Raw genomic sequence first — 23,477 nt, forward strand, 5'->3', positions numbered from 1 at the left:
TCAGCGGGATATCTATGCTTATAGCCATTTTAACTGCTTATATTTTAGCAAAGACCCTGGGAAATAACCACGAAAAAAGAATATTTATTTTTACTCCTCTTCTAATATCCTCTCCTGCAATAGCTATTACCTTACAGGTAGGCAACTTTCACCTAACGGCAATCAGCATTAGTTTACTGGTTTGGGCCTACTTAGAAAAGAATAAAAATGCAATTTCCGGAACCCTACTTTCAATAGTAACACTTTCTAAAATATCACCCGGCATTTTAGGAATTATGCTAGTATTTCAAAAAAAATACAAAGCCATATTAAGTGTCATTATTTCAACAATCATAATCTGCGGGATTACCTACCTCGTATTTGGAGGGAAGATATGGAATGATTTTATTTTCTACCATATACCCCAGGTTCAAACCGGGAGAGCTTTATCCTTTTTAGCAGAATCTGAACAAAATATAGAATTTAATATTGCTCCTTTCGGAATTCCATTCAAACTCAGAGCATTAGGTATTTTAAATATTGGATGGAAAGAGGCCAAGACAGCAAGTAATATATTTTCAATATTTTTATTAATTATAACCATATTAGCAGCTTTTAGGAAAGGAAGTCCTCGTTTCCGTCTTACAATATGGATCTCAATTTTAATGTTTGGCTCCTTGAAAAGTCCTTATGCAGCTGCATTTGTTATGCTTACGGTAAGTTTTTTATTCCTAATTCTCGTTTGTGAACTAAAATCAGTGAAATCAATTGTATTATACATAATTGCTTTTATACTCTTTTCTTTTCATTTTCCAATCTCCAATCCCAAAATTGCTATTGGTGTTTCTCTGATTAGAGTATCAATGTTATACATATTTTTATTATGGATAATATTCAGAAAAGAGAAACCATCAGGGCGTGGATTTTCTCAGGGCGTGGGTTAATCCACGCTCTGAGGAAATCCAACACCCGGTTTGGGGAACATGCCCGGTTTTAGTGTAATTTCAAAGAAGTATTTTTAGCAATTCCTGAAAAATCTTTATCATTCGTTAAAAGAAGAACATCATTTTCTATAGCTATAGCTGCAATTAAACAATCTATTGTTTTTCTTACTGTAATTCCTGCCTTTCTACAACTTCTATAGATCTCTGATGCGTGGAGAAAGGTTTGTTTTTCTTTGATAGGTAGATAAGGTAACTCTAATATAATAGATTTCGTCCGTAGATATTCTTTATCCTTACCTATCCCCTGTAACACCTCGGTTATGATAATACCGGTTGTACAAATCTCCTGATTATCATTTAATAACTTTTCTAATTTTTTTACACCGACATTGGATTTATTGTTCAAAAAATCAACCCAAACGCTTGTATCAATCAGTATCATAACCTATATTCTCGATTCTCTTCAAGATCTCCTTCCCAACCAATTCCCTGTAAGCTTAAAATTTTATCTGAAAGTTTTTTTTGGGAAGACTTATTGCTTATTACGGGAAAAATAATAATTTCTGCTTCTTCAAAGTCAAAATCCAAAGGTAGCTCAATAGTTATTTTATTGTTAATTATCTTTACATTTTCGCGAATGGCCAGTGTATTCATATTACAAATTCCTTTTCCTCAAGAATAACCAGAGAAAGTAAAAAGTCAATACTTTTCCAACACCACACCACAGCACATCTTCCCCTTCTCTGTGACGTGGTTCGACAGGCTCACCAACCGGACGCTGAGAAGGGGTGCCCGTTAGGGCACCGATGAGATTAATCAGATCTATTTCACATTTTTAGTCTGAATCAATCCAATTTTCTATTTTAATATTCTGTATTCTCTGAAAATGTTTTACATTTCTTGTGATAAGAACCATATCATTGGCGACAGCAGTAGCACCAATTAATAAATCAAAGTCACTTATCATCTTTCCCTCTTTCCCTCTTTTTTAAGTCTGGCTTTTTCTTTGGCAAAAATATCCAGGCAAGTTGTCAAAGGTATAATAGTAAATTTCTTAGAAAAGTTAATCAAGGAAGAGCGATTTTTCTCTTTTTTATTTTCAGCACTGTTTTCTATACCATATTTTAATTCTGCTATTGTGATTTCTGATACAAAACAACTTTCTATGCCAATTTTTCTAACCTTTTCAATGAGATTGAATTCTCCTTTTAAAAAATGAATACAGATATTTGTATCTAATAAATACTTATTCAAAATTCAATCTCCCTTTCGGTTTGCACCCTGGCTGAATAAATTCTTTCGATAAGTTCTTCTGAAGATTCTTCTTCATCCCAACTACCAAAGACTTCTTCAAGTTCAGAATCCCCACTCGCTTCATTTTCCTGCTGTAAAATGGAATCGGAAATCCGACTTATGATTTCAACTTTTTGCCTGATTTCATAGGTATCGATAATCCGTAATAGATTTTCTACTACATCATCAAAAGTGGGCTTCCCGATGATTCCTGCAGATTCAATAATTTCATTTGCCATTCTCCCCTCCTTTAGCATTATCTTCCGAGCTTACTAAACGGATGTTTTTACTGCAAGTCTTTTTAAAAATTCGTATTCCAAACCAAACCGATTGCTGAGCGAAGGTGTAAACCTGAGCCGAAGCACCGGTTTGGGGTTCAGCAGCCGGTTCCGATACTCAGGCAGCGTCCCGGTGGTGGGTTTGTTGGTTTTGTATGTAGGATTCGATTCGCTTTATATTCTTCCATTCAACACAATCGACAGAAAAACCTTCCTGCCAGTATATCAATTTCATTTTATAGGACACATAACCCTTGATACGCATCACCACATAGGAAATGCTTAATTTCGGGGGAATGGACATCAGGATATGAACATGATCCCTATAACCGTTAAGAATACGAATGCTGCTTCCGATTTCCTGCGCTTTAGAACAGGCTAATTCTCTAATTTTCTCAATATCCTCATCTTTCAGACAGGCCACCCGGTTCTTCGTGGAAAAAACAATATGATAATGTAAATTATACCTTGTTTGGTTGGCTCTCATACACCTATTTTATTTATGGCATATTTTTGTATAGCATTATTTCATCATAACGTGTTTCATCGTGCCGTGGGTGTGCTCTGTTTATCCTTCCCGGTATATCTTTCTGTGAATGGAATCCAGATTGTTTTTAAAGTCTTTGTCCAGGATTAGAGGAATCAGTTCGAAAACTTCTCGGTAGACTCCTCTACCTTTCCCGGATAGAAGTCTTAACAGCTTATTTTTGGATATATAGGCAGTTTTAAAGAAGAGATGATCTACAAAACGAGGAGAGGATTTTCTCTGGTACAAAAAAGAATTTAGATGAAACATTTTCAAAACTTCTAAATAATCATCTACTAAATTATTAGATTCAAAGATAAGACATCTTTCCGCTTCCTTTTCATAGAATTTTAAAATCTTGCTTAATGGTTCTATGCTATAAGAAACTTCATATTTATAAATTGCAGACTGCATTAAGCGTAGACGATGGAATCTACGTTTGTCGGCTTCGGAGAAATGCCCTTTTGTAAGATAGTCTTTGCGTATGGCTTTATCAAGAGAGGTTTTTGAGATTGAGCGTATATTAGATGAATAATAACTTAGTTCATCGGATAACACATAAGAAGGTGCTTTTATAAACTCATCTAATGTGCAATCCTGTATAGATGATAAGCTAAGGATTATATACCCTGAAAGTCTCTGTGCTTTCATCCTCGATTGAATAACCTTTTAATAATAGTTAAGATTGAGCTTGACTCCTGCTTTTCTGTAAAGCTATCAAACTTTTTAGTTACCTTCCTGAAACCCTCACTGGCTCTTTGAATCTCTTCGGCTTTGATTGAATCATTAACTCTCCAGGCTTCACCGAGACTAACACCGGAATAAACTTCCACATGAACTTTGTCGTATTCTACCTTATCAGGATCAATAGTTTTCTTTTTAATTGAGCCGGTCATTTTTCTATCTTCTTGAGAAAACTCTTTCCGAGCATTTATAAACTCGGAATATTCCCTGTAAGTATCATCATTCTTGAACAATTCCATAAGCTCACAATATTATCTTACTTAAAACCTGTCAAGCTTTTTGCAACCAACACCTTTCCCAAACCGGGTGTGGGGAACACAGCGTACATAGTACCCACCCTGCCAGTATACCGATTTCATTTTATAGGATACATAACCCTTGATACGCATCACCACATAGGAAATGCTTAATTTCGGAGGGATGGACATCAGGATATGAACATGATCCAATACCGTTAAGAATACGAATGCTGCTTCCGATTTCCTGCGCTTTAGAACAGGCTAATTCTCTAATTTTATCAATATCCTCTTCTTTCAGACAGGCCACCCGGTTCTTTGTGGAAAAAACAATATGATAATGTAAATTATACCTTGTTTGATTGGCTCTCATACACCTATTTTATTTATGGCATATTTTTGTATAGCATCATTTCAGGGCGTGGATTCCCAGGGCGTGGGTTAATCCACGCCCTGAGGAAATCCAACGCCCGGTTTGGACTACTGGGGCACGGCAAACACCAGACGAAACCCGAGACTGCCGAACGAGTCAAGTCCCTGGTCCCTGACTCGGAAAGAGACGCGAGTAAGGAGTGGATGATCGTACCACGAGCCGCCGCGATAGACTTTATAGTCACTTTTATCGCCATTAAAAGGATTTTCCAATGGACTTTTTTTGTAATATTCGGAATCATACCAGTCCTCGCACCATTCCCAGACATTTCCGAGCATATCATAAAGTCCGAACTCATTGGGAAGTTTTTCTCCCACCGGATGCGTCTTACTATCGGAGTTTTCATCGTACCAGGCATAATTTTTTAACTCCGAAGCCTCGTTTCCAAAATAATATTTCGTTTCGCTCCCGGCTCTCGCAGCGTATTCCCATTCGGCTTCTGTTGGCAAACGATATTTCATCCGAAGAAGGCGACCCTCTTGCAGGCGACCCTCTTGCAGGCGACCCTCCGGAGGGTCGCCTTCGGGGGTTTCCATCTCATTCAAACGTTTAATAAATTCCTGTACATCATTCCATGAAACCCTTTCCACCGGACAATTCAAATCATCTTTGAAAGAGCTCGGATTCTCCTCTATGATTTTTAGCCAATCACGCTGTGTCAGCGGATACTTACTCATATAAAATCCTGTGGTAAGTCTGACCTTATGTGCCGGTTTTTCCCTGTCGAAAGCTTCTTCATCTCCGGGGCTTTGTCCCATCATGAACTCCCCTGCGGGGATGTAGATAAATTCGGTGCCGATGGAGTTTTGGTTCACCGGCATACCGGAAGGAGAATGTAGCTCGATGGTTTCGGTTTTAAACGGTTCCTCATTGGAGATAAGTATATTCTCCCTTAACCACTGAGTTTTCTCCTGAATTTCCTGAGCAATAGCTTTTTTGTAATCAGGAAAAACATATTCTTCTTCTGAGTTTGTGCGAAGAATAATGTCATATCCCAGTTTATAAAATCGGGTATCAAGCGTTATGGATTTTATATCAACATAGTGTATTGTATGTACAGTTTCTTTCTCATCAACAAATCGGTGAGCGATAAAAGCTCTCTCTGTAAGGTTTATCCAGTCTTTCTTTCTCGAAGAAAACTTCTGCGGTAAAGTAAAGGAAGGCTTGTCTTTCAAAATAAATTCTGGATTTTTCGTTTGAACGACTCGCCTCCATTTTTCTCTTTTATAATTTAGTAAAATATCAACATAGGCGATTTGCTCTTCTTTTGCAACTTGAGTATTTTTTGCATTCGTATAGGCTTTCTTATAGTCCTGAGTTTTTTGATAATCCTGTAAAAACACCTGCAAGAATCCAAGTTTATCTTCTTCTTTTGTCTCATTCCCCCGGATACCTATCGTATGTTCCACCCGCCACATTGTGTCAATGGCCTGGGACTGGGAATCCGGATAGAGAAACATGGCAAGTTGGGTCTCGCAAGCTTTGAGCGGAAAAAGCTCGGACATATCGAGCATAGTGGGAGTGAAGTGTTTTTCTGTTTCATCCAAAAACTGCGGAGGATTATCGCCCAAAAAAACCACAAGCTTCGGCTTTTCGGTTTGAATGTGGTGTTGGATTTCTGAGTATTTTGACATGAATGGAGTCCCTTCTGAAGGGACTCGTATATTAACAGAAGCATACATGCTACCCACTTCTACTTTTACATACTCTAATTTTTTTATACTCAATAAAACATTTTCTGAGTATTTCTTTTTTGATTCTGCATCTGTGAAGATAATAAATACTGAAACAGGAGTGATTTCGTTTTCTTCTTCGGGGGAGGTGTTTATCCTTAAGTTCTCAATCACCGAGGTGGGAAGAGCAATCTCTTTCAGGTCAAACTTTGTAGGTGAATCCGAAATCACTGCATATCTTGTTTCCGGTTTGTCACCATAAATATCATCCTGATAGGCTTTTGTGAGATTACGTATATTTTCCAGATGCGGATAACGCTGAATCAAAGAATCGAGTAAAAAACCGATTCTCAGTATCTCACTCTTATCTTTTTTTTCCAAAGCATCCACAAAAGCTTTGTTCACAAGTATAGAAGACTCTACTTTGTTTAGCTCCGCCATCGCCGTCCAGAGATGGCTATCTTTTAAGTCTTTCTCGATTTCAGAGGGATTTTTCCTCTCGGCATACTGCAATAAAAAGGCAGCGATTCGTTTAATCCGTTTTTCCCCGAATTCCGGTTTCTTTCGCAGGTCTTCTAAAAGGAGGCTTCTGATTTCCTTATCCATTTCATAGGTTTTAGGGCCGATAGAGGAACAAAAGGGAGAGTGCAGCAAATCGGCTACCGCCATCCTCGAAAAAGGGATGAAGTTCCCATATTCATCCTGAGAAAAGTTTTGCCAGATTAAATATAATAACTCGGAAGTAAAAAGAACCGGAAAAGCAGCATGACAGGCAAAGATAAAGTGGCTTTCACCATACAATTCTTCATAGCTTCGTTTGAACCTCTCGACCCTTTTTTCTGCGAGCTTCATCCTTGCTTACGTCCCCTATTCTTCTTCAGAAATTGAATCGCTTTTTTGAACTCGGCATCCGAAAATTCATACATAGGAATTAGTTTTTCAATCTCTTCCGCCGTCGTATTTTTCCAGCGTTTTCTTTCTACCGGGTTCATCCAGAGAACCTGTCCAGATACTTTCTTTAGAGCATCAAGAAAATCTTCGGTTTTAGCAAGCCTTCTTTTATTCAGAGAATGCCCGGAACCTCCCGCATCACTGAAAATCAGAGCTGTCTGCATTTTTTCTAAATCGTAAATACTCACTTCTCTTGTCTCGGCTCGATTATAAAAAACATACTCATCCGGTACATTAGAATAATAATATACACTGAGTTGATACTGGGTTTTTTGAATACTGTTTATCAGGTGTTCATAAAAAGCCTCGAAGACTTCCATAGAACCCGCATGGTCTACAAACAGGTGAATCTTTGAATCGCTTTCCCATTCTTTCTGGTAGATAAACTCATCTAAAAAAGCTTTTTTTGTAAGACTTGCTACAGTTGCCGAAATATCGATCAGGTCTGTATTTATAGTTTCTTTATACTGTTGTATAAGACGAAGGTTATGCTGAATTTGTCTCTCTGTTACCGGCAAAAAACTTTTCGAAAAATCAAAATGATATGCAAAATCAGTTTTCTTAGCTCCTTTCTCCAGACCCGAAGAAGCCCCCTTTCTCTTATCGATTCCGAGATACAGCTTCTCTTCGGGTTTCGCTTCCTCCTTTTTTAGAATTTCCTGCTCTTCTTCTAAAGCATTATCTACCTGACTCTCCAAAGCTGCTGATGATTGGGTTTTTGTTTTTTCAGAGACTACTTCCTTTTCCGAAAAAGGCTCTTCTTCCCCTGCCTCCTGAAGGCTTAAAAGTTCTTCTTCCAGACCTTTATGAAACAGGTCTTCAAATTGAAAGCTATCCATACCGGGTTTCAACCAGATAGCCTTACACAAAGACAACAGGGCTTCCCTATCTTTAAGACCGAAGCCCCGGTTGAGAGCTTTTATGAGAAGAGTATAATCCTCTATACTCAAAAGCCCGTTCGAAAGCTCTTCTCGAATCCTAATAAAACAGGAATACAGAGGCAAGAATACCTCCGCTTGTTTCTTACTTATTTTTTGAACCTGTCTATCCATGACGTATCTTTCAATAGCACCTGGTAAAAAGGAGGAAGTCCCTCTTCCAGTTTGAGTTTATCCAGTTCTTTGACAAGCTCAGTTTCGGGACCTGTAAGTTTATTAGACTTTTGTTTATTATGGTAATGCTGAATTACTTCAAACCAGTCTATTAATTCACTCGTAGAAACTTTTTTATCCGAAACTCTATCTGTAGTTTCTAATTTCTTTCGCACCCGAAGAAAGGCATCTACGGTATCCGAAACGAGGGTACTATCTGCATTTTCAAAACGACTATGCACGATTTTTCTTAGCTCTTTTTTTCCGGGAAACGCAATCTCATAGAAAATGCAGCGGCGTAAAAAAGCGGCCGGTAATTCTTTTTCATTATTACTCGTTATTAAAACAATCGGTTTTAAATCCCTGGTTTCTACCGTTCTTAAGTTCGATTCAAGGCTTAATTCTTCATACTCAAAGGACATTTGCTCCAGCTCGTATAAGAGATCATTGGGAAAATCAAGACTCGCCTTGTCAATCTCATCGATTAAAACAACCGGGGGCATTTCTTTTGCATCCTTAGCGTCTTTGCATATTCGTATGGCCTTACCCAGGGGACCATCCTGAATGTATTCTTTCAGAATATTCTCATCCGAGTAATCTTTCAGTCTGTCTGCATGAGAGTCCTGGAAATGCTTGAGAGCTTTAAAAACATAGAGTCCATCTTTGGCCTTACTCGTAGATTTCACATTCCAACGAAAATATTTATTAGACATATCTTCTTTGTGAAGTTCATAGGCAACGGATTCGGCAAGCCTCGTTTTACCACAACCCGGCTCTCCCATAATCAGAAGCGGTCTTTCGAGAACAATCGAAAGATTCACCGCTTCTACAAGTTTGCTTTCAGGAAGATAAGCAAAGACATCTTTCCCATCCACCTTTTTATTCTCGTTCCTTAAACTTTCCCCGGTATAAACTATCTCACTTTTCCGAGACATGAACTCCCCCTGATATCTAAATCTAAATAGTATAAAAATGATTCTATGAAATTATAATAGGAATCTGTATCCAAATCGTTATCTTGAATAAAATCTTTGCAGGCTTCATCGTCTTCTTCTTTTAACCAGGTATCCATTAAAGAAAAAGAGTCATGAGACTTTCCTTCTCGAAAGAACGCTTCTTTCAACTCATCTAAATATTTTTCTACCCATTTGTAAAAATCTTTTACAACATGAGCTTCTTTTAAGTTAAACTGTGCGTCTTCTTTAATTTCTAAAGTTTTACAAAGTTTATCCAAGTTTTCTTTCTTATCTGAATACTTTCCCGGATGTAAAAAGAAAACATACAGAGAGAATTTTGGCTTCAATTCATCTATTTTCTCTTTTAGTTCATGAAAAAAATGAGAAAGCTTCTCCAGCTCGGTTCCGGCTGTATTATCAAAGTTAGCCATAAGTTTTTCAGGGTCTTCAATTAGAATAACCTGATTTTTCTTTTTTAGTTTATTTACTATTTCTAATATACTCTCTTTTTTATCAATACTTGCATCAATTTTTAAAGACCTTCCTATAGATTCAATCAGTTTCTCGGCATTCTTGCAGGAAGGACTTCCTATTATTAACTTTTCCGATACTACAGATTTCGGAATCTCATCGATAAGCACCCTCGCAAGAAGCATCACATCCTTATATTGACTTCCGGAACAAAAAAGAAGATGTACATTTCCTCCTAAATACTTACTCCCTTTAAAGGTTCGCAGGTGTCCTCTAAAATCTATTCTGCTAATGTACTTTTGTATTTTATCATAAAAGCTTTCTTCTGATTGACTATCATATAAGGAGAAAGAAGGACAGGTTCCTATTTGCGTAGGTTTTTGTTTACCTTTTTCTAACATTTTTCCGGTAATATTTGCCAGTAAAGTTTCTATAGCTAAATTATCTTCTTCAAGATAATCTAAAAAATATTTCGTATAATTCGAATAATTAGGAAAAATATCTGCATCTGCTTCCCTTCCATCTAAACAGGCGTAAGAAAATATTGTATTTGTTTTTTCAAATTGAGTCTGCATAACCTGAGGATCCATATAAACCTTTTTCACTTCAGTTCCGAAAACAAACTCCGTTCTACAGCAATCTAGTATAAAAACTTTTTTAATTTTTGGATGATCAATCAAAGACCCTTTATTGAAAATTTGGTTTTTAAAATCAAAGCAATTCGCTTCAAAAAGAAGACCATAATCAGCCATAGTTTCTAATTTTCCCTTGAAGTAAGGAATTAGAAGTAAATTGCTATCATGTGTAAATCCATGTCCTGTAAAATAGAAAAGTACAATTTCTGTGGTATTAGATTTAATTTCTCCTAAAAATTCAGATGAATAGGAAACCATATCTGAACTGAAAGGATTCAAAGATTTTTCCTTTTGCTTGGGATATACCGAAAAACCTATGTCTTCCAGGGCTTCCCGAACAGCCTCCACATCATTGGCACATTTGGGCAGGTCATGAATTCCCTCAGGATACTCGGAAACTCCAAAAACCAGGGCCAGCTTTCTCTTTGAATCGCTCAATTTTTCCTCGAAACTCTCAGGCTGTATTCTCTCAGAATATTTATTTTCTTGTCAAATACATTGTAATTTTTTATTTTTACTCTGAGGAAATCAAAATGCCAACAGAAGAAAGAACTTTCACCTGTCCAATTTACAAAGATAAAACCTTTACAGCCCCGGTAACCTACAATGAAGGCCTTACCGGGAAAGGACTCGGAGACTCGCTAAAAAAGCTCTTCGGAAAAGGAGAAGCTGCACAAACACCCCAAAAAATTTATCCCATAGTAGACTGCCCGCACTGCGGCGGACAACATGAATACGAGCTGAGTGTATGAGCGAACCTACTGAACCCAAAAAAGAGCCGGAACGCTTAAACCTCCAAAACAAAACATACTGGATAAATACTTATCAGAAAACCTTACTGGATGCAAATCACGAGAATATAAACCAATCCGCTGAGAAATTAGAAAAGTTGATACTCTGGCTCTGGGGGATCTACTCTCCCATTGTAGGTATCGGAACAGGATTTATTCAGTACTACATCAGTCTTCCTTTTGATTTACCGAGCTATGTTATCCTTTTTAGCCCTATCATATTACTCATCTTTGCATACTATTATACAACAAAAGCACAATCCGGTGAATCTATTGAAACAGATATAGATAGCTTAAGAAAAATGAGAGAACACTATTTTTCTTCCTCCAGACAAAAAAACAGAGATATAAAAATAACAAGAATTTTTGTAGGCCTTTCCTGTTTTCTAATCCCTGTTGCTCTCCTATATGCCGCAAGACAAATACATAAGCCCAAACCCGAATACCGCTTTGAAAGCCTTGCAAAAAAAATAGATAAAACCAAAACAAGAGTCAGTATCAATGGGGTATTCCCCAAAGAAACAAAAGTAGTTTTCTACTTTGACCTGGATCCAGAAAAAAGAGAAGAAACAGTCTCCTTTAAAACCCTAACAACCGGAAGCATACAGACCTTCATCGATCTAAACTTCGAAGGCAAAACCCTAAAAGTTAGAGCTGAGTGGGAAGAAACAAAAGATAAATCTAAAGCTATAAGTCAAATTATACAAGTGGATTAAACCCTTCCCCAAACCGGTGCTTCGGCTTCGCTTTAGCAACCGGTTTTGGTATTCGGTTTAGAAACACAGCCATCTATCTCAGCTCCCCTTCTCGCTTGACTTCTTCCATAGCTTCTTTGAGTAATAACGAAAAGTCTAATGTAAGCTCAAAGAGCAAGTCATGGCGGAAAGGTTTAGAAAAAGCTAAGGTTTGATAAGCTGCTTTTCCTTTCTCGAAGAGATAATACTTCTTTCGGTGAGGACAGACTACAAGACCAATTTCGGTGCCAGCCCGCATCCAGTCTTCTTTCATCTTCTCCAAATCCTGCTTCAAGCTATTTTTATGAGAAACTACTTCAATGCAGAGTGTGGGAGCACCCAGTCTATATTTTTCATCAAGGACCTGCTTACTGAATTTTTCATACAGGATAAAGGATACATCCGGTAAACGATACATCTTTTTTCCTTCCACTTCCAAATCGTGATTGGTAGAGGAATCAAAAACCCTTCCCATTTTCATCTTTCGATTCCAGATCACCAGTGTTGCACCGATTAAAACAGTAAAAGCTCCGATTAATCCTAATGTTCCCATATTGATGATGAGTAAGTCCTCTTCTCCTTCTAATCTCAGGCCGGCATTTAAGTCGCCCAGTTCAAATAGTTCTTCTTCCTGCATATTAAAAGGCAGGTGTAGCTTAAAAAAATCCTGCTCCCAAAAGGAAAGACCTCCTTCCCGAATACGCAAAAGGGAACTTTCATAGCTTAAATCCAAACCCGGATTCAGAGCACTCATCTTCTCGACAAGACTTGGGTTTAAGGAGACGCTATCCGGAAATTTTATCTCAATACTTTGCATGGTTTTATCCAAGACTAAACAAGCCTTTAGCTTTTGTCAAGCGGATATACATTGCCCCTCAGGGTGCGGAAACCTTTCCCAAACCAAACCAAACCGCTTGCTAAAGCGAAGGTGTAAACCTGAGCCGAAGCACCGGTTTGGGGAGAACAAGAACTCAATTAGAACTAATATACACTACTTTTTCATAAACGATTTTATAAAGAGGCCCATAGAGAGGATCTTAAGCGGCCTTTAAGGGCCTGTACCCCGCTTATGATGCCGTTTAAAATCTCGCTACTAAAGCTCCTTATGAAAAACAAGTGTAAAGTTAGTGTAAATATTCGAAATAAAATTCACTTGCCTTTTTCCAACACAAAAGCTATATCAGGTAAATGAGCGATTTATTCCAGCCGGTGACAATAGAAGACCTTTTGGGTGTTAATCTGTATTGTAAGATAGGATTCATTTTTAAGTTATTACATGAAAATAAATTTGACTTATAACTATATGTTTTTATAGCTAATCTTCTATTAAGGAAGGATATCATGAAAAAACGCATCTACCTCACCTATACCAAAACAAACAGAGTAACAGGTGAAATCTATAGTGGAAGAGCCAGCGGAACAGATGATCCAAAAAAGATTTTGACAAAAAGGGACAGTTCACATCATATAAATAAAGATTCATACGGTAAAGCAATATTGGATGAAGTATCCACCAATAAATATGCCATTCGTGGAAGAGAGCAAATGCTAATAGATTCTTTTGGAGGGGCACAGTCAGAAGGTGGAACCTCTGGAAACAAAATAAATAGTATTTCTTACAGAAATAAAAAAAGGGAAAAATACATGAAAGCGGCTATGAAATTTTTTGGTGTTTTATCCATAATATCTGCTTTAAGTCTGTTTATCTGGTATATTATATGAAGAAAAGAATCATTTTGAAACCGGGTTCTATTTTAGAAATTCCTTTAGATAAAAATCTCTTCTCCTATTGCAGGGTATTGGAGAATAACACTTTTGTTTTTTATGATCTCAAGCTTACAAAACCAATGGAAGATATGGAAAAAATTTGTTCCTCTTCTATATTATTTATCACCCTGGTTTACATGGATTCTGTTAAAGAAAGATGGAAGAAAGTTGGTTTTCTTTCTCTGAAAAATTTCCCACAGGAAATTCCACCCATGTTTGTCCAAAACCCATTAAACCTTTCTAAATTCAAAATCCATTATCCTGATGGTACAATAAAAGAAGCTACTAAAGAAGAAGTAATCGGTCTGGAAAGATTTGCTGCCTGGGAAGCGTATGCTATTGAAGAACGTCTCTCCGATCACTATGCCGGACGAAAGAATCAATACGTGGAAGAAATGCGTAACCCCGACCTCTATATGAAAGATGTTAAGACTCACCCGGAAAGAGTAAAGAAACTGGTAGAAGGACTTTAATCTTTTAAAAAGGAAATAAACGAAGCTGAGAAAGTGAATCTCACCTACATTTTTATTCTTGCAAGTCCCAAAATTCACTTGCCTTTTTCCAACACAAAATCTATATTAGGAAAATGAGCGATTTATTCCAGCCGGTTACAATGGAAGATCTTTTGGGTGTTAATCTGTATCGTAAGATAGGCAAACAGATTCTTTTCTTCGACGAAGAATCCGGACAATACGTGATTACAGACATCAGCAAAGATAAAAAATTCACTGCCGATGATTATGCAAAACTTCCTGAAAGAGCACCCTATCAACTCATCGAAGGAAAACTTGTTTTTGAAGTTTCACATACATGCCAGCATCAAGGGATTCTGGGTGATGTTCTTTTATTGATATATAGGTATGTAAGAGAAAATAAACCCTCGGAAACTGTATTAACTTATATTGATGTTCATTTTGACAAAGAAAATGTCTATCAGCCGGATGTAATCTACATTTCCGATAAGCGCTCATCCATTATTAAAGAATACATCTTTGGTGCTCCCGATTTCACCTTAGAAGTATTATCCAAATCCACAGAAAAAATAGACCGAAACGAAAAGATGAGAAACTACGGTAAATTTGGTGTAGATGAATACTGGATAGTAAACCCGAATAAAGAAAACATTGAAGTCTACCACAACCAACTTGGAGTTATGATTCACATACAAACCGCAGAAAAAGGTAAGTCGATTACATCTAAAGCTATAGAGGGTTTCACACTAAACGTGGGAGATGTTTTTCAATAAGAGTCTGTCTGAAAATGAAGCTATAGACCCTTGCAGCTTGTTTTTCTTTAATAAATAAGTCTATTTTAAGACAGGCTGTAAGAAAAAAGAAGTGAGTCCTGTCCGGAGGAGATATAAAGAAAAGCTGGAAAACGAGAAAACAATTTTCACCTTTTTTAAAAAATCTCGAATTATCATTTGCTTTTTTCCTATATAATTCAAATTGTTTGCTATGCCACCAAAGATTAGTATTATTATTCCTACTTTGAATGAAGAAGAGTTTTTACCCGTCCTTCTGGAATCCATCAAAAAACAAACTTTTACTGACTACGAAATCATTGTAGCAGATGCAGGTTCTAAAGATAAAACGGCTGAAGTTGCAGAAAAGTTCGGAGCGAAGGTTGTTCCGGGTGGAATGCCCGGACCGGGTCGTAACCGGGGAGCTGAAGCTGCCAGAGGAGAGTTCCTTTTCTTTTTTGATGCAGATGTAAGTCTTCCGGAAGATTTCTTAGAAAGTGCCCTGAACGAAATGGAAGAAAGGTTTTTAGACCTCGCAACCTGTGAGTTTAAACCCCAGTCCGATTTGCAGCTCGATAAGCTCATGTTTAAACTGGCAAACCTTACCGTTAAACTTAACCAGAGCATCAATCCCAGAGCCGCCGGTTTTTGCATTTTTATTACCCGCAGGCTTTTTAACCGCGTAGGAGGCTTTGATGAAGATGTAAAAATAGCGGAAGACCATGATCTGGTAGATAGAGCCTCCAAATTCCGCCCTTTGCGCTTTTTAAATAGTACGGCTTTATCTGTGAGTATTCGCAGACTCGTTAAAGAAGGTCGCTTCTCCTTGATTGAAAAATACTTCCATGTAGAGCTTCACCTTCTTACAAAAGGCAGCATTAAAGATGATATAATCGAATATGAATTTGGAACCTTCAGCGAAGAAGATAAGAAAAAGAACAAAAAGATTCTGGATGAAATAGAAAGCCGGGTTATTCAACTGGAACAACAATATAATACATTTACCAAAAATGCCAGTGAATTAAACGATAAATTCTTAGAAAATCAGGAGAAATGGAAAGGGAATCTCCAGAACCTGAGAGAATCTTTTAAAACTCTTCTTTTAGGTCGAAAAGAAAAGGCTTGAAAATAAAAAGTATGCGAACCTCCGATGGGTTCGCCTGCGATTCAAAAAACTCCGGACTTTTTTGAAGAGATATAAAAATTTTTATAAATTCCCACTGGACTTTTCCTGCCTTTAAATCTCTTATAGGAAAAGCCAGTATGGACAAAACCAAAAACAAACACCAAATTGGTATTAATAAAATTCTATTCAACATGCGAAATCAAAGCCTGTATTACAGGTACCAATAAAAACTGATAATTTAGTTAGGAGCACTATTAGATGAGTAAAAAATGGGTTTATTTATTTGATGAACTCTCGGAAGCCGAACAGCTGATGGGTGGAAATTGGGATAAAGTAAGAGGTCTTTTAGGCGGTAAAGGAGCCAACCTCGGAGACATGACTCGGAATGGAGTTCCGGTTCCTCCCGGCTTCACAGTAACTACAGAAGCCTGTAATGCCTATTTAGCTGCTGATGCCCACTTTACTGATGGCATGTGGGAGCAGCAATTAGAAGCCATGAAGGCTCTTGAAGGGAAAACCGGAAAGAAATTTGGTGACCCTTCCAACCCACTTCTTGTTTCCTGTCGTTCCGGTGCAAAGTTTTCTATGCCGGGTATGATGGACACTGTTTTAGATATTGGTTTAAATGATGAGACTGTTGTAGGAATGGTAAAACTCTCCGGCAACGAGTCTTTTGCCTATGACTCTTACCGTCGTCTGATTCAAATGTTTGGAACCGTTGTAATGGGTATCGCAGATGAGGCTTTTGAAGAAGTTCTCGAAGAAACTCGTAAATCTGCCGGTGTAGCTTCCGATTCCGATCTGGATGCAAAAGCCCTGAAAAAACTTGTAGATAAGTTTAAAGTTGTGTTCAAACATAAAGCCTGGAGAGATTTTCCACAGGATCCAATCGAGCAGATTCGTCTGGCTACAGAAGCCGTCTTCAAAAGCTGGAATGGAAAAAGGGCTTTCGATTATAGAAATGCAGAAAAAATCCCTCATGACCTCGGAACAGCAGTTAACATCGTTGCCATGGTTTTCGGTAATATGGGAAATACCTCTGCCACCGGTGTGGTGACAACCAGAAACGTTTCCACCGGAGAAAGAGAGCTGGAAGGAGATTGGCTGATTAATGCTCAGGGAGAAGATGTGGTAGCCGGTATTCGGGCAACCAAAGCGATTGCTCTTATGAAAAAAGAGCTACCGGAATCCTATAGCGAATTAATCACCATCTGCAAAAACCTCGAAAAGCAGTATAAAAACGTTCAGGATATCGAATTTACTATCGAGAAAGGGAAACTCTGGATTCTCCAGACCCGTGACGCGAAAAGAACGGCTCAGGCCGCTGTTCGTATTGCTGTAGAAATGGCTGAAGAATGGATCATTACCAAAGAACAGGCTCTTTTACGGGTTACTCCGGAACAAATTGACTTCTTCTTGCACCCTCAGTTTAAAGCTGAAGAAAAGAAAAAGATGATCAATTCCGGTGCACTTTTAGCTAAAGGACTGAACGTATCTCCCGGTGCAGCTGTAGGTCAGATAGCTTTTGATGCCGACCTCGCTGTAAAATGGGCAGAAGAAGGTAAAAAAGTGATTATGGTTCGTCCGGAAACCAAGCCGGATGATGTACACGGTATGCTCGCTGCCAAAGGTATTCTTACCAGTCGGGGAGGACGTACAAGTCACGCAGCTCTTGTAGCCAGACAATTCGGAAAACCCGCTATTGTGGGTGTTGTGGAAATGGAAATTGATCTTATCCACAGAAAGATGAAAGTGGGAAGTGTTGAACTCCATGAGGGAGAAGTGATTTCTATCGATGGAAATACCGGTGAGGTTTTCAGCGGAGAAATTACTACTGTAATTCCCGACATTAAAGATCCGCACCTGATTAAACTTCTGAACTGGGCCGATGAAGCCAGAAAACTTCAAGTATGGACAAACGCTGACTATCCGAATGACGCCCAGAGAGCCAGAGACAATGGAGCTGAAGGAATCGGTCTTTGCCGTACAGAACACATGTTCTTTGAAATACAGAGATTACCTCTGGTTCAAAAAATGATTCTTGCAGAAGAAGACGCCGTACGCCAGGAAGCCCTCGATGCCCTTCTTCCCTACCAGAGAGAAGACTTTGCAGGTCTTTTCCGTGTGATGAACGGTCTTCCGGTAGTGATTCGTTTAATTGACCCACCTCTACACGAGTTCTTACCTACTATTTCTGATTTACTTTTAGAACTTTCCGATCTGAAGATACGTCTTCTAAAAAGTGCCGGAAACTTAAAAGAAGTAGATACGATTTTAAAAGCTATCAGTGAGAAAAAAGCCCTTCTGGAAAGAGTGGAGTCTATGCACGAACAGAACCCGATGCTCGGTCTGCGTGGTGTTCGTCTCGGAATCCATTTAAGTGCTCTTACTCGTATGCAGGTTCGTGCCATTATCGAAGCCGCCTGCCAGGTGACAAAAGAGGGAATACATGTTTATCCTAAAATTATGATTCCTCTTACCAGCCATGTGAACGAGTTAAAAGTTCAGCAGAAAGCCCTCGAAGACGAAGCAAAAGCTGTAATGGAAGAGAGAGGAATGAATATCCACTATAAGTTTGGAACTATGGTAGAAATTCCGAGAGCGGCTCTTACAGCAGACGAACTGGCTGAATATGCTGAGTTCTTCTCTTTCGGAACAAACGACCTGACCCAAACTACTTACGGAATTTCTCGTGATGACGCAGAGAAAGGTTTCTTAATCGAGTATCTCGAAAGAGGAATCCTGAAAGAAAATCCTTTTGCTACCATTGACCAGAATGGTGTGGGGAAAATCATGAAATTAGGTGTAGAAGCCGGTCGTGCAAAAAGACCTGATATTGAAATCGGAATCTGCGGTGAGCACGGTGGAGACCCGGCCTCGGTTCATTTCTGTCATAAGATAGGACTGAATTATGTGAGCTGTTCTCCTTTCCGGGTACCTATAGCAAGAATCGCTGCTGCCCAGGTTGCCCTGATTGAAAAAGGTATTCAGCCCAAGTAAGGGGGAGGCATGGCAAAAAATTATTGCGTTATAGACGGAAACGAAGCCGTTGCAAAAGTCGCCTATAAACTAAATGAAGTCATAGCCATCTACCCGATTACTCCCTCATCACCGATGGGGGAGTTTTCTGATGCCTGGGCTTCCGAAGGTAAACCCAATCTCTGGGGAACAATTCCTTCTGTGGTGGAAATGCAAAGTGAGGGAGGGGCTGCCGGTGCTTTACACGGTTCTCTTCAAACCGGAGCACTAACAACTACCTTTACCGCTTCCCAGGGGCTTCTTTTGATGATTCCGAATATGTATAAGATTGCCGGAGAGTTAACTTCTGCGGTGATTCACGTTGCGGCTCGTTCTTTAGCCGCCCAGGGACTTTCTATTTTCGGAGATCACAGCGATGTGATGGCAACCCGTGCTACCGGCTTTGCTATGCTCGCTTCTGAATCAGTGCAAATGTCACACGACATGGCTCTCATTGCCCATGCAGCCAGTCTCGAAACCAGACTTCCCTTCTTACATTTTTTTGATGGATTTCGGACTTCCCATGAAGTAAGTAAAATAGAACTTCTGGAAGATGAAGTTTTACGGGCCATGATCAACGAAGATTTCGTAATAGCCCACCGGAAACGTGGTCTAAATCCGGAAGCTCCGGTTCTTAGAGGAACTGCTCAAAACCCGGATGTATATTTTCAGGCAAGGGAAACGGTAAATCCATTCTACGAAGCCTGTCCGGCTGTAGTACAGAAAGCTATGGATAGGTTTGCTGAGCTGACCGGAAGAAGTTACAAACTTTTTGAATATCATGGCGCCAAAGATGCAGATAAAGTAATCGTTCTTATGGGTTCCGGTGCGGAAGCTGTTCATGAGACGGTAGACTACCTTCTGGCAAAAGGCGAGAAAGTAGGAGTTTTGAAAGTCAGACTCTACAGACCTTTTGACAATGCAGCTCTTCTTTCCGCTTTTCCTGTAACAACAAAGAAAATAGCAGTCCTGGATAGAACCAAAGAACCGGGTGGGCCGGGAGAACCTCTGTACCTCGATGTAATTAATGCGTTCTACGAAGGTATAGGAGCCGGAAAAGTAAAAAGCTTTCCGAAAGTTGTTGGAGGAAGATACGGTCTTTCCTCTAAAGAATTTACACCGGCTATGGTAAAAGCTATTTATGACAACCTTGCTTCCGAAAACCCCAAACATCATTTTACCGTAGGAATCAAGGATGATGTAAGTAATACCAGTCTCGACTATGATCCCTCCTTTTCCATCGAAGGGCAGGGCGTGGCCAGATGCAAGTTTTACGGACTCGGTGCGGATGGAACCGTTGGAGCCAATAAAAACTCCATCAAGATTATCGGAGAAAATACAGAGAACTATGCCCAGGGCTATTTCGTGTATGACTCGAAAAAATCCGGTTCTATGACCATATCTCACCTGCGTTTCGGCAAGAATCCGATTCGTTCCACTTACCTGATTACTGAGCCAAATTTTGTTGCCTGTCATCAGAGTATTTTCCTGGAAAGAATGGATATGCTCGAAGGAATCGTAGAAGGTGGAACCTTTCTTTTAAATACAACCTACAACAAAGATGAAATCTGGAAAACTCTGCCGGGCAAAGTTCAGGAAGATATTATTCAGAAAAAACTTAATTTCTACGTAATCGATGCCTATAAAGTTGCCAAAGAAGCCGGGATGAGAAACCAGATAAACACGGTAATGCAGACCTGCTTTTTCTCGATTTCCGGAATCCTTCCCAGTGAAGAAGCCATTGATGAAATTAAAAAGTCCATCGAAAAAAGTTATGGGAAAAAAGGAACGGAGATTGTCAAGAAAAATCTGGAAGCGGTCGATAGCTCTCTTTCTCACCTCGAAAAAGTAGACTATCCTTCCTCCGTTTCGAATAAGGTAGAAGCCCTTGTAATCAATCTTCCCGATAAAGCTCCTGCTTTTGTAAAAGGTGTTCTGGGAACAATCATGTCCGGGAAAGGAGATGATTTACCTGTAAGTGCTATGCCGATAGATGGAACTTATCCAACAGGAACAACGCAGTGGGAAAAACGTAAGATTGCTCAAGAAGTTCCCGTCTGGGATGATAAGGTCTGTATCCAGTGCGGTAAGTGTGCGTTTGTTTGTCCTCACGGTGTGATACGGATGAATGTGTATGATCCCTCCCATCTCAAAACAGCACCTACTACTTTTGTATCTACGGATTCGAGAGTACCGGAATTTAAGGAATTAGATTATAAGTTCACACTACAAATTTCCGCTGATGATTGCACCGGCTGTGGTATCTGTGTGGATATCTGTCCGGCAAAGAACAAATCAGAAGTGCGCTTAAAAGCCATTAACATGACTCCTGTAGCCGAGCTTCCTGAGGGTCAAACAGAGAACTGGGAATTCTTCAGGACTATTCCTCCGGTAGATAGAAAACTTATCAAGATTAATTCGATTCGCCAGGAACAATTACAGGAACCTCTGTTTGAGTTTTCAGGTGCTTGTTCGGGTTGTGGAGAAACTCCTTATATTAAATTAGCTACACAGCTATTTGGTGACCGAATGGTGATTGCCAATGCAACCGGTTGTTCATCCATTTACGGAGGAAACCTTCCTACAACTCCTTACACGGTAAATAAAGATGGTAAAGGGCCTGCCTGGTCAAACTCCCTTTTTGAAGATAACGCTGAATTTGGTTTTGGTTTCAGAGTCTCTCTCGACAAACAAAAAGAAGCAGCGGAAGAACTGGTCAAAGAACTTCGTGAACATATCGGAGAAAAGTTGGCTGACTCTCTCGTGAATGCCTCTCAAAAAGAAGAAGCCGATATTCACGAACAAAGAGAACGTGTGGAAGAACTACGTAAAGTTCTACAAAGTCTCAGTTCTAAGAAAGAAATTGCAGGCAGGGTAAAAACCTTACAGGGACTTGCAGACAAGCTTATCCGCAAGAGTGTCTGGATCTTTGGTGGAGACGGTTGGGGTTATGACATCGGATACGGTGGTCTGGATCACGTTCTTGCCAGCGGTAAAAATGTGAATGTACTCCTTTTGGATACAGAAGTGTATTCGAACACGGGAGGCCAGATGTCCAAAGCTACTCCGAGAGCGGCTGTAGCCAAGTTTGCCTCCGGAGGGAAACCGGCTCCTAAAAAAGACCTCGGTCATATAGCTATGAGTTACGGAAATATCTATGTAGCCAGTGTGGCCATGGGAGCAAGAGACGAACATACCCTGAAAGCCTTCTTAGAAGCAGAAGCATACGACGGACCTTCTCTGATTATAGCCTACAGCCATTGCATTGCGCACGGTATCAATATGGCGCAGGGAATGAAACATCAGAAAATGGCAGTAGATACAGGTCAGTGGATCCTGTACCGATATAACCCGGAAAAACACGCAAGTGGTGAAAACCCCTTAAGTCTGGATTCGAAGCATCCGAGTGTTCCTGTCTGGAAATATTTGGAAATGGAAAACCGTTTCAAAATGTTGACAAAGAGTAAGCCCGATGTGGCGAAAAACCTCTTTAAGCAGGCTCAGGATGATGTGGATACCAGGTTCAAGTTTTATGAATTCTTAGCAGGAAAAGGAAAGGAGGAATAAGAGATGATAGATCTTTCTACTAATTATCTTGGTTTCAAACTGAGGACTCCCCTTGTTGCCTCTGCATCTCCTCTTTCTTATGAGATAGATGATATTAAGAAAATGGAAGATGCAGGACTTTCTGCTGTTGTATTGTATTCTCTCTTCGAGGAGCAACTAAATCAGGAAAGTCATGAATTGCATCATCACCTGACTCATGGAACGGAAAGTTATGCAGAAGCTTTAACTTATTTTCCGGAACCGGAAGATTTCGAAGTAGGCCCGGAAGCTTATCTCGAACACATTCGCCGTGCTAAAGAAGCAGTGAAGATTCCGATTATTGCAAGTCTGAACGGAAATACACCGGGAGGCTGGACAGGTTTTGCGAAACTGATCCAGGAAGCCGGTGCAGACGCGATTGAGTTAAATCTTTATGACGTTCCGACGGACATGAATATGAGCGGTCGCGAAATTGAAGAGGATTACGCAGAAACTCTCTGGGGAGTGAAAAAAGCGGTAGATATACCCGTCGCTTTAAAGCTCAGTCCCTATTTCAGTAACCTCTCCAACTGTGCAAAGCGCTTTGATGATATGGGAGCTGATGCTCTTGTGTTGTTTAACCGCTTTTATCAGCCGGATATAGATTTGGAACACCTGGAAATAAAACCCCACATTCTTCTTTCTACACCCCATGCATTAAGATTACCTCTTCGCTGGATAGCTCTCCTTTACGGCAACATAAAGTGCAATCTGGCCGGAACCAGTGGAATTCATAAATCTGCTGATGTAATCAAGTTGATGATGGCAGGTGCGGATGTAGCTATGCTTTGTTCTGTTTTGATTCGGGATGGAATAGAACAAGCCAAAGTAATAGAAGAAGGCATCCTTCACTGGATGGAAGAACATGAATATGAGTCGATCAAACAGATGCAGGGAAGTATGAGTCAGATGAAGTACCATACTCCTTACGAATTTGAAAGAGCTCAGTATATGAAAGCATTACACAGCGTGCATTTGCATCATTAAGATTAAAGCGAGGCCA

Annotated in this window: 23 protein-coding genes and 1 pseudogene (1 of these 24 running past the window's edge); 10 read left to right on the forward strand and 14 right to left on the reverse strand. The window is 39.5% G+C overall.

Going from position 1 to position 23,477, the window contains the following annotated elements; genetic code table 11:
• Positions 1–923, forward strand: the 3' portion of a protein-coding gene (locus tag H7A25_18065; protein MCP5501814.1) for a DUF2029 domain-containing protein. Its footprint begins 613 nt before the window's first position; the window shows 923 of its 1,536 coding nt (coding positions 614–1,536); the start codon falls outside the window, past its left edge; its stop codon occupies positions 921–923.
• A 49-nt stretch (positions 924–972) separates the two neighbouring features.
• Here H7A25_18065 and H7A25_18070 read toward each other — a convergent pair whose 3' ends face one another.
• From H7A25_18070 to H7A25_18130, 13 genes and pseudogenes are all read right to left on the reverse strand, one after another.
• Complete coding sequence (locus tag H7A25_18070) at positions 973–1,365, reverse strand: PIN domain nuclease (protein ID MCP5501815.1); 393 nt, start codon at positions 1,363–1,365, stop codon at positions 973–975.
• Positions 1,362–1,577, reverse strand: coding sequence for a hypothetical protein (locus tag H7A25_18075; GenBank protein MCP5501816.1), 216 nt, complete (start codon positions 1,575–1,577; stop codon positions 1,362–1,364). The genes H7A25_18070 and H7A25_18075 overlap by 4 nt, the downstream gene beginning before the upstream one ends.
• Positions 1,578–1,758: 181 nt before the next feature.
• Positions 1,759–2,177: pseudogene (locus H7A25_18080) on the reverse strand (type II toxin-antitoxin system VapC family toxin).
• Positions 2,174–2,455, reverse strand: a complete 282-nt coding sequence (locus H7A25_18085) for a hypothetical protein (protein ID MCP5501817.1) — start codon at positions 2,453–2,455, stop codon at positions 2,174–2,176. The pseudogene H7A25_18080 and the gene H7A25_18085 overlap by 4 nt, the downstream one beginning before the upstream one ends.
• A gap of 157 nt (positions 2,456–2,612) precedes the next feature.
• Complete coding sequence (tnpA, locus tag H7A25_18090) at positions 2,613–2,981, reverse strand: IS200/IS605 family transposase (GenBank protein MCP5501818.1); 369 nt, start codon at positions 2,979–2,981, stop codon at positions 2,613–2,615.
• An 81-nt stretch (positions 2,982–3,062) separates the two neighbouring features.
• Positions 3,063–3,671: a hypothetical protein gene (locus tag H7A25_18095; protein MCP5501819.1), complete on the reverse strand. Its 609-nt coding sequence runs from the start codon at positions 3,669–3,671 to the stop codon at positions 3,063–3,065.
• A complete protein-coding gene (locus H7A25_18100) occupies positions 3,668–4,003 on the reverse strand; it encodes a hypothetical protein (GenBank protein ID MCP5501820.1) in 336 nt (111 codons plus the stop codon). Before H7A25_18100 ends, H7A25_18095 begins: the two co-directional genes overlap by 4 nt.
• Positions 4,004–4,024: 21 nt before the next feature.
• Positions 4,025–4,192, reverse strand: a complete 168-nt coding sequence (locus H7A25_18105; protein ID MCP5501821.1) for a hypothetical protein — start codon at positions 4,190–4,192, stop codon at positions 4,025–4,027.
• Entirely contained in the window at positions 4,125–4,373 is a 249-nt protein-coding gene (locus H7A25_18110; GenBank protein MCP5501822.1) for a transposase, read from the reverse strand. The genes H7A25_18105 and H7A25_18110 overlap by 68 nt, the downstream gene beginning before the upstream one ends.
• A gap of 107 nt (positions 4,374–4,480) precedes the next feature.
• Positions 4,481–6,958, reverse strand: coding sequence for a formylglycine-generating enzyme family protein (locus tag H7A25_18115; GenBank protein MCP5501823.1), 2,478 nt, complete (start codon positions 6,956–6,958; stop codon positions 4,481–4,483).
• A complete protein-coding gene (locus H7A25_18120; protein MCP5501824.1) occupies positions 6,955–8,109 on the reverse strand; it encodes a hypothetical protein in 1,155 nt (384 codons plus the stop codon). Before H7A25_18120 ends, H7A25_18115 begins: the two co-directional genes overlap by 4 nt.
• Complete coding sequence (locus H7A25_18125) at positions 8,085–9,083, reverse strand: MoxR family ATPase (protein MCP5501825.1); 999 nt, start codon at positions 9,081–9,083, stop codon at positions 8,085–8,087. The genes H7A25_18120 and H7A25_18125 overlap by 25 nt, the downstream gene beginning before the upstream one ends.
• Positions 9,062–10,648, reverse strand: coding sequence for a caspase family protein (locus H7A25_18130; GenBank protein ID MCP5501826.1), 1,587 nt, complete (start codon positions 10,646–10,648; stop codon positions 9,062–9,064). The genes H7A25_18125 and H7A25_18130 overlap by 22 nt, the downstream gene beginning before the upstream one ends.
• Positions 10,649–10,743: 95 nt before the next feature.
• Between H7A25_18130 and H7A25_18135 the strand changes: the two genes are divergently transcribed.
• Together H7A25_18135 and H7A25_18140 are read left to right on the forward strand one after the other, a co-directional pair.
• Positions 10,744–10,962, forward strand: coding sequence for a hypothetical protein (locus tag H7A25_18135; protein MCP5501827.1), 219 nt, complete (start codon positions 10,744–10,746; stop codon positions 10,960–10,962).
• On the forward strand, positions 10,959–11,717 hold the full coding sequence (locus tag H7A25_18140; protein MCP5501828.1) for a hypothetical protein: 759 nt from the start codon (positions 10,959–10,961) through the stop codon (positions 11,715–11,717). Before H7A25_18135 ends, H7A25_18140 begins: the two co-directional genes overlap by 4 nt.
• Positions 11,718–11,790: 73 nt before the next feature.
• Here H7A25_18140 and H7A25_18145 read toward each other — a convergent pair whose 3' ends face one another.
• Positions 11,791–12,552, reverse strand: coding sequence for a Uma2 family endonuclease (locus H7A25_18145; GenBank protein ID MCP5501829.1), 762 nt, complete (start codon positions 12,550–12,552; stop codon positions 11,791–11,793).
• 524 nt (positions 12,553–13,076) lie between these two features.
• On the opposite strand from H7A25_18145, the gene H7A25_18150 reads away from it, so the two are divergent.
• The 7 genes from H7A25_18150 to H7A25_18180 all read left to right on the forward strand — a co-directional run bounded on the left by H7A25_18150 (position 13,077) and on the right by H7A25_18180 (position 23,461).
• A complete protein-coding gene (locus tag H7A25_18150) occupies positions 13,077–13,457 on the forward strand; it encodes a hypothetical protein (protein MCP5501830.1) in 381 nt (126 codons plus the stop codon).
• On the forward strand, positions 13,454–13,975 hold the full coding sequence (locus tag H7A25_18155; protein MCP5501831.1) for a hypothetical protein: 522 nt from the start codon (positions 13,454–13,456) through the stop codon (positions 13,973–13,975). Before H7A25_18150 ends, H7A25_18155 begins: the two co-directional genes overlap by 4 nt.
• Positions 13,976–14,088: 113 nt before the next feature.
• Complete coding sequence (locus H7A25_18160; GenBank protein MCP5501832.1) at positions 14,089–14,748, forward strand: Uma2 family endonuclease; 660 nt, start codon at positions 14,089–14,091, stop codon at positions 14,746–14,748.
• A 211-nt stretch (positions 14,749–14,959) separates the two neighbouring features.
• The gene (locus H7A25_18165) at positions 14,960–15,871 is read left to right on the forward strand and encodes a glycosyltransferase (GenBank protein MCP5501833.1); all 912 of its coding nucleotides are present in this window, start codon (positions 14,960–14,962) and stop codon (positions 15,869–15,871) included.
• A gap of 258 nt (positions 15,872–16,129) precedes the next feature.
• The gene (locus tag H7A25_18170) at positions 16,130–18,871 is read left to right on the forward strand and encodes a pyruvate, phosphate dikinase (GenBank protein MCP5501834.1); all 2,742 of its coding nucleotides are present in this window, start codon (positions 16,130–16,132) and stop codon (positions 18,869–18,871) included.
• A gap of 9 nt (positions 18,872–18,880) precedes the next feature.
• A complete protein-coding gene (nifJ, locus tag H7A25_18175) occupies positions 18,881–22,456 on the forward strand; it encodes a pyruvate:ferredoxin (flavodoxin) oxidoreductase (protein ID MCP5501835.1) in 3,576 nt (1,191 codons plus the stop codon).
• A gap of 6 nt (positions 22,457–22,462) precedes the next feature.
• Entirely contained in the window at positions 22,463–23,461 is a 999-nt protein-coding gene (locus H7A25_18180) for a dihydroorotate dehydrogenase-like protein (protein MCP5501836.1), read from the forward strand.
• The last annotated feature ends 16 nt before the right edge of the window (positions 23,462–23,477 follow it).

The sequence above is a fragment of the Leptospiraceae bacterium genome, from assembly GCA_024233835.1.
Lineage (GTDB): Bacteria > Spirochaetota > Leptospiria > Leptospirales > Leptospiraceae > JACKPC01.

Coding starts and splice junctions, on each gene's coding strand:
- H7A25_18070 (MCP5501815.1), bottom strand. CDS start 1,365: ATGATACTGATTGATACAAGCGTTTGGGTTGATTTTTTGAACAATAAA.
- H7A25_18075 (MCP5501816.1), bottom strand. CDS start 1,577: ATGAATACACTGGCCATTCGCGAAAATGTAAAGATAATTAACAATAAA.
- H7A25_18085 (MCP5501817.1), bottom strand. CDS start 2,455: ATGGCAAATGAAATTATTGAATCTGCAGGAATCATCGGGAAGCCCACT.
- tnpA (MCP5501818.1), bottom strand. CDS start 2,981: ATGAGAGCCAACCAAACAAGGTATAATTTACATTATCATATTGTTTTT.
- H7A25_18095 (MCP5501819.1), bottom strand. CDS start 3,671: ATGAAAGCACAGAGACTTTCAGGGTATATAATCCTTAGCTTATCATCT.
- H7A25_18100 (MCP5501820.1), bottom strand. CDS start 4,003: ATGGAATTGTTCAAGAATGATGATACTTACAGGGAATATTCCGAGTTT.
- H7A25_18105 (MCP5501821.1), bottom strand. CDS start 4,192: ATGTCCATCCCTCCGAAATTAAGCATTTCCTATGTGGTGATGCGTATC.
- H7A25_18110 (MCP5501822.1), bottom strand. CDS start 4,373: ATGAGAGCCAATCAAACAAGGTATAATTTACATTATCATATTGTTTTT.
- H7A25_18115 (MCP5501823.1), bottom strand. CDS start 6,958: ATGAAGCTCGCAGAAAAAAGGGTCGAGAGGTTCAAACGAAGCTATGAA.
- H7A25_18120 (MCP5501824.1), bottom strand. CDS start 8,109: ATGGATAGACAGGTTCAAAAAATAAGTAAGAAACAAGCGGAGGTATTC.
- H7A25_18125 (MCP5501825.1), bottom strand. CDS start 9,083: ATGTCTCGGAAAAGTGAGATAGTTTATACCGGGGAAAGTTTAAGGAAC.
- H7A25_18135 (MCP5501827.1), top strand. CDS start 10,744: ATGCCAACAGAAGAAAGAACTTTCACCTGTCCAATTTACAAAGATAAA.
- H7A25_18140 (MCP5501828.1), top strand. CDS start 10,959: ATGAGCGAACCTACTGAACCCAAAAAAGAGCCGGAACGCTTAAACCTC.
- H7A25_18145 (MCP5501829.1), bottom strand. CDS start 12,552: ATGCAAAGTATTGAGATAAAATTTCCGGATAGCGTCTCCTTAAACCCA.
- H7A25_18150 (MCP5501830.1), top strand. CDS start 13,077: ATGAAAAAACGCATCTACCTCACCTATACCAAAACAAACAGAGTAACA.
- H7A25_18155 (MCP5501831.1), top strand. CDS start 13,454: ATGAAGAAAAGAATCATTTTGAAACCGGGTTCTATTTTAGAAATTCCT.
- H7A25_18160 (MCP5501832.1), top strand. CDS start 14,089: ATGAGCGATTTATTCCAGCCGGTTACAATGGAAGATCTTTTGGGTGTT.
- H7A25_18165 (MCP5501833.1), top strand. CDS start 14,960: ATGCCACCAAAGATTAGTATTATTATTCCTACTTTGAATGAAGAAGAG.
- H7A25_18170 (MCP5501834.1), top strand. CDS start 16,130: ATGAGTAAAAAATGGGTTTATTTATTTGATGAACTCTCGGAAGCCGAA.
- nifJ (MCP5501835.1), top strand. CDS start 18,881: ATGGCAAAAAATTATTGCGTTATAGACGGAAACGAAGCCGTTGCAAAA.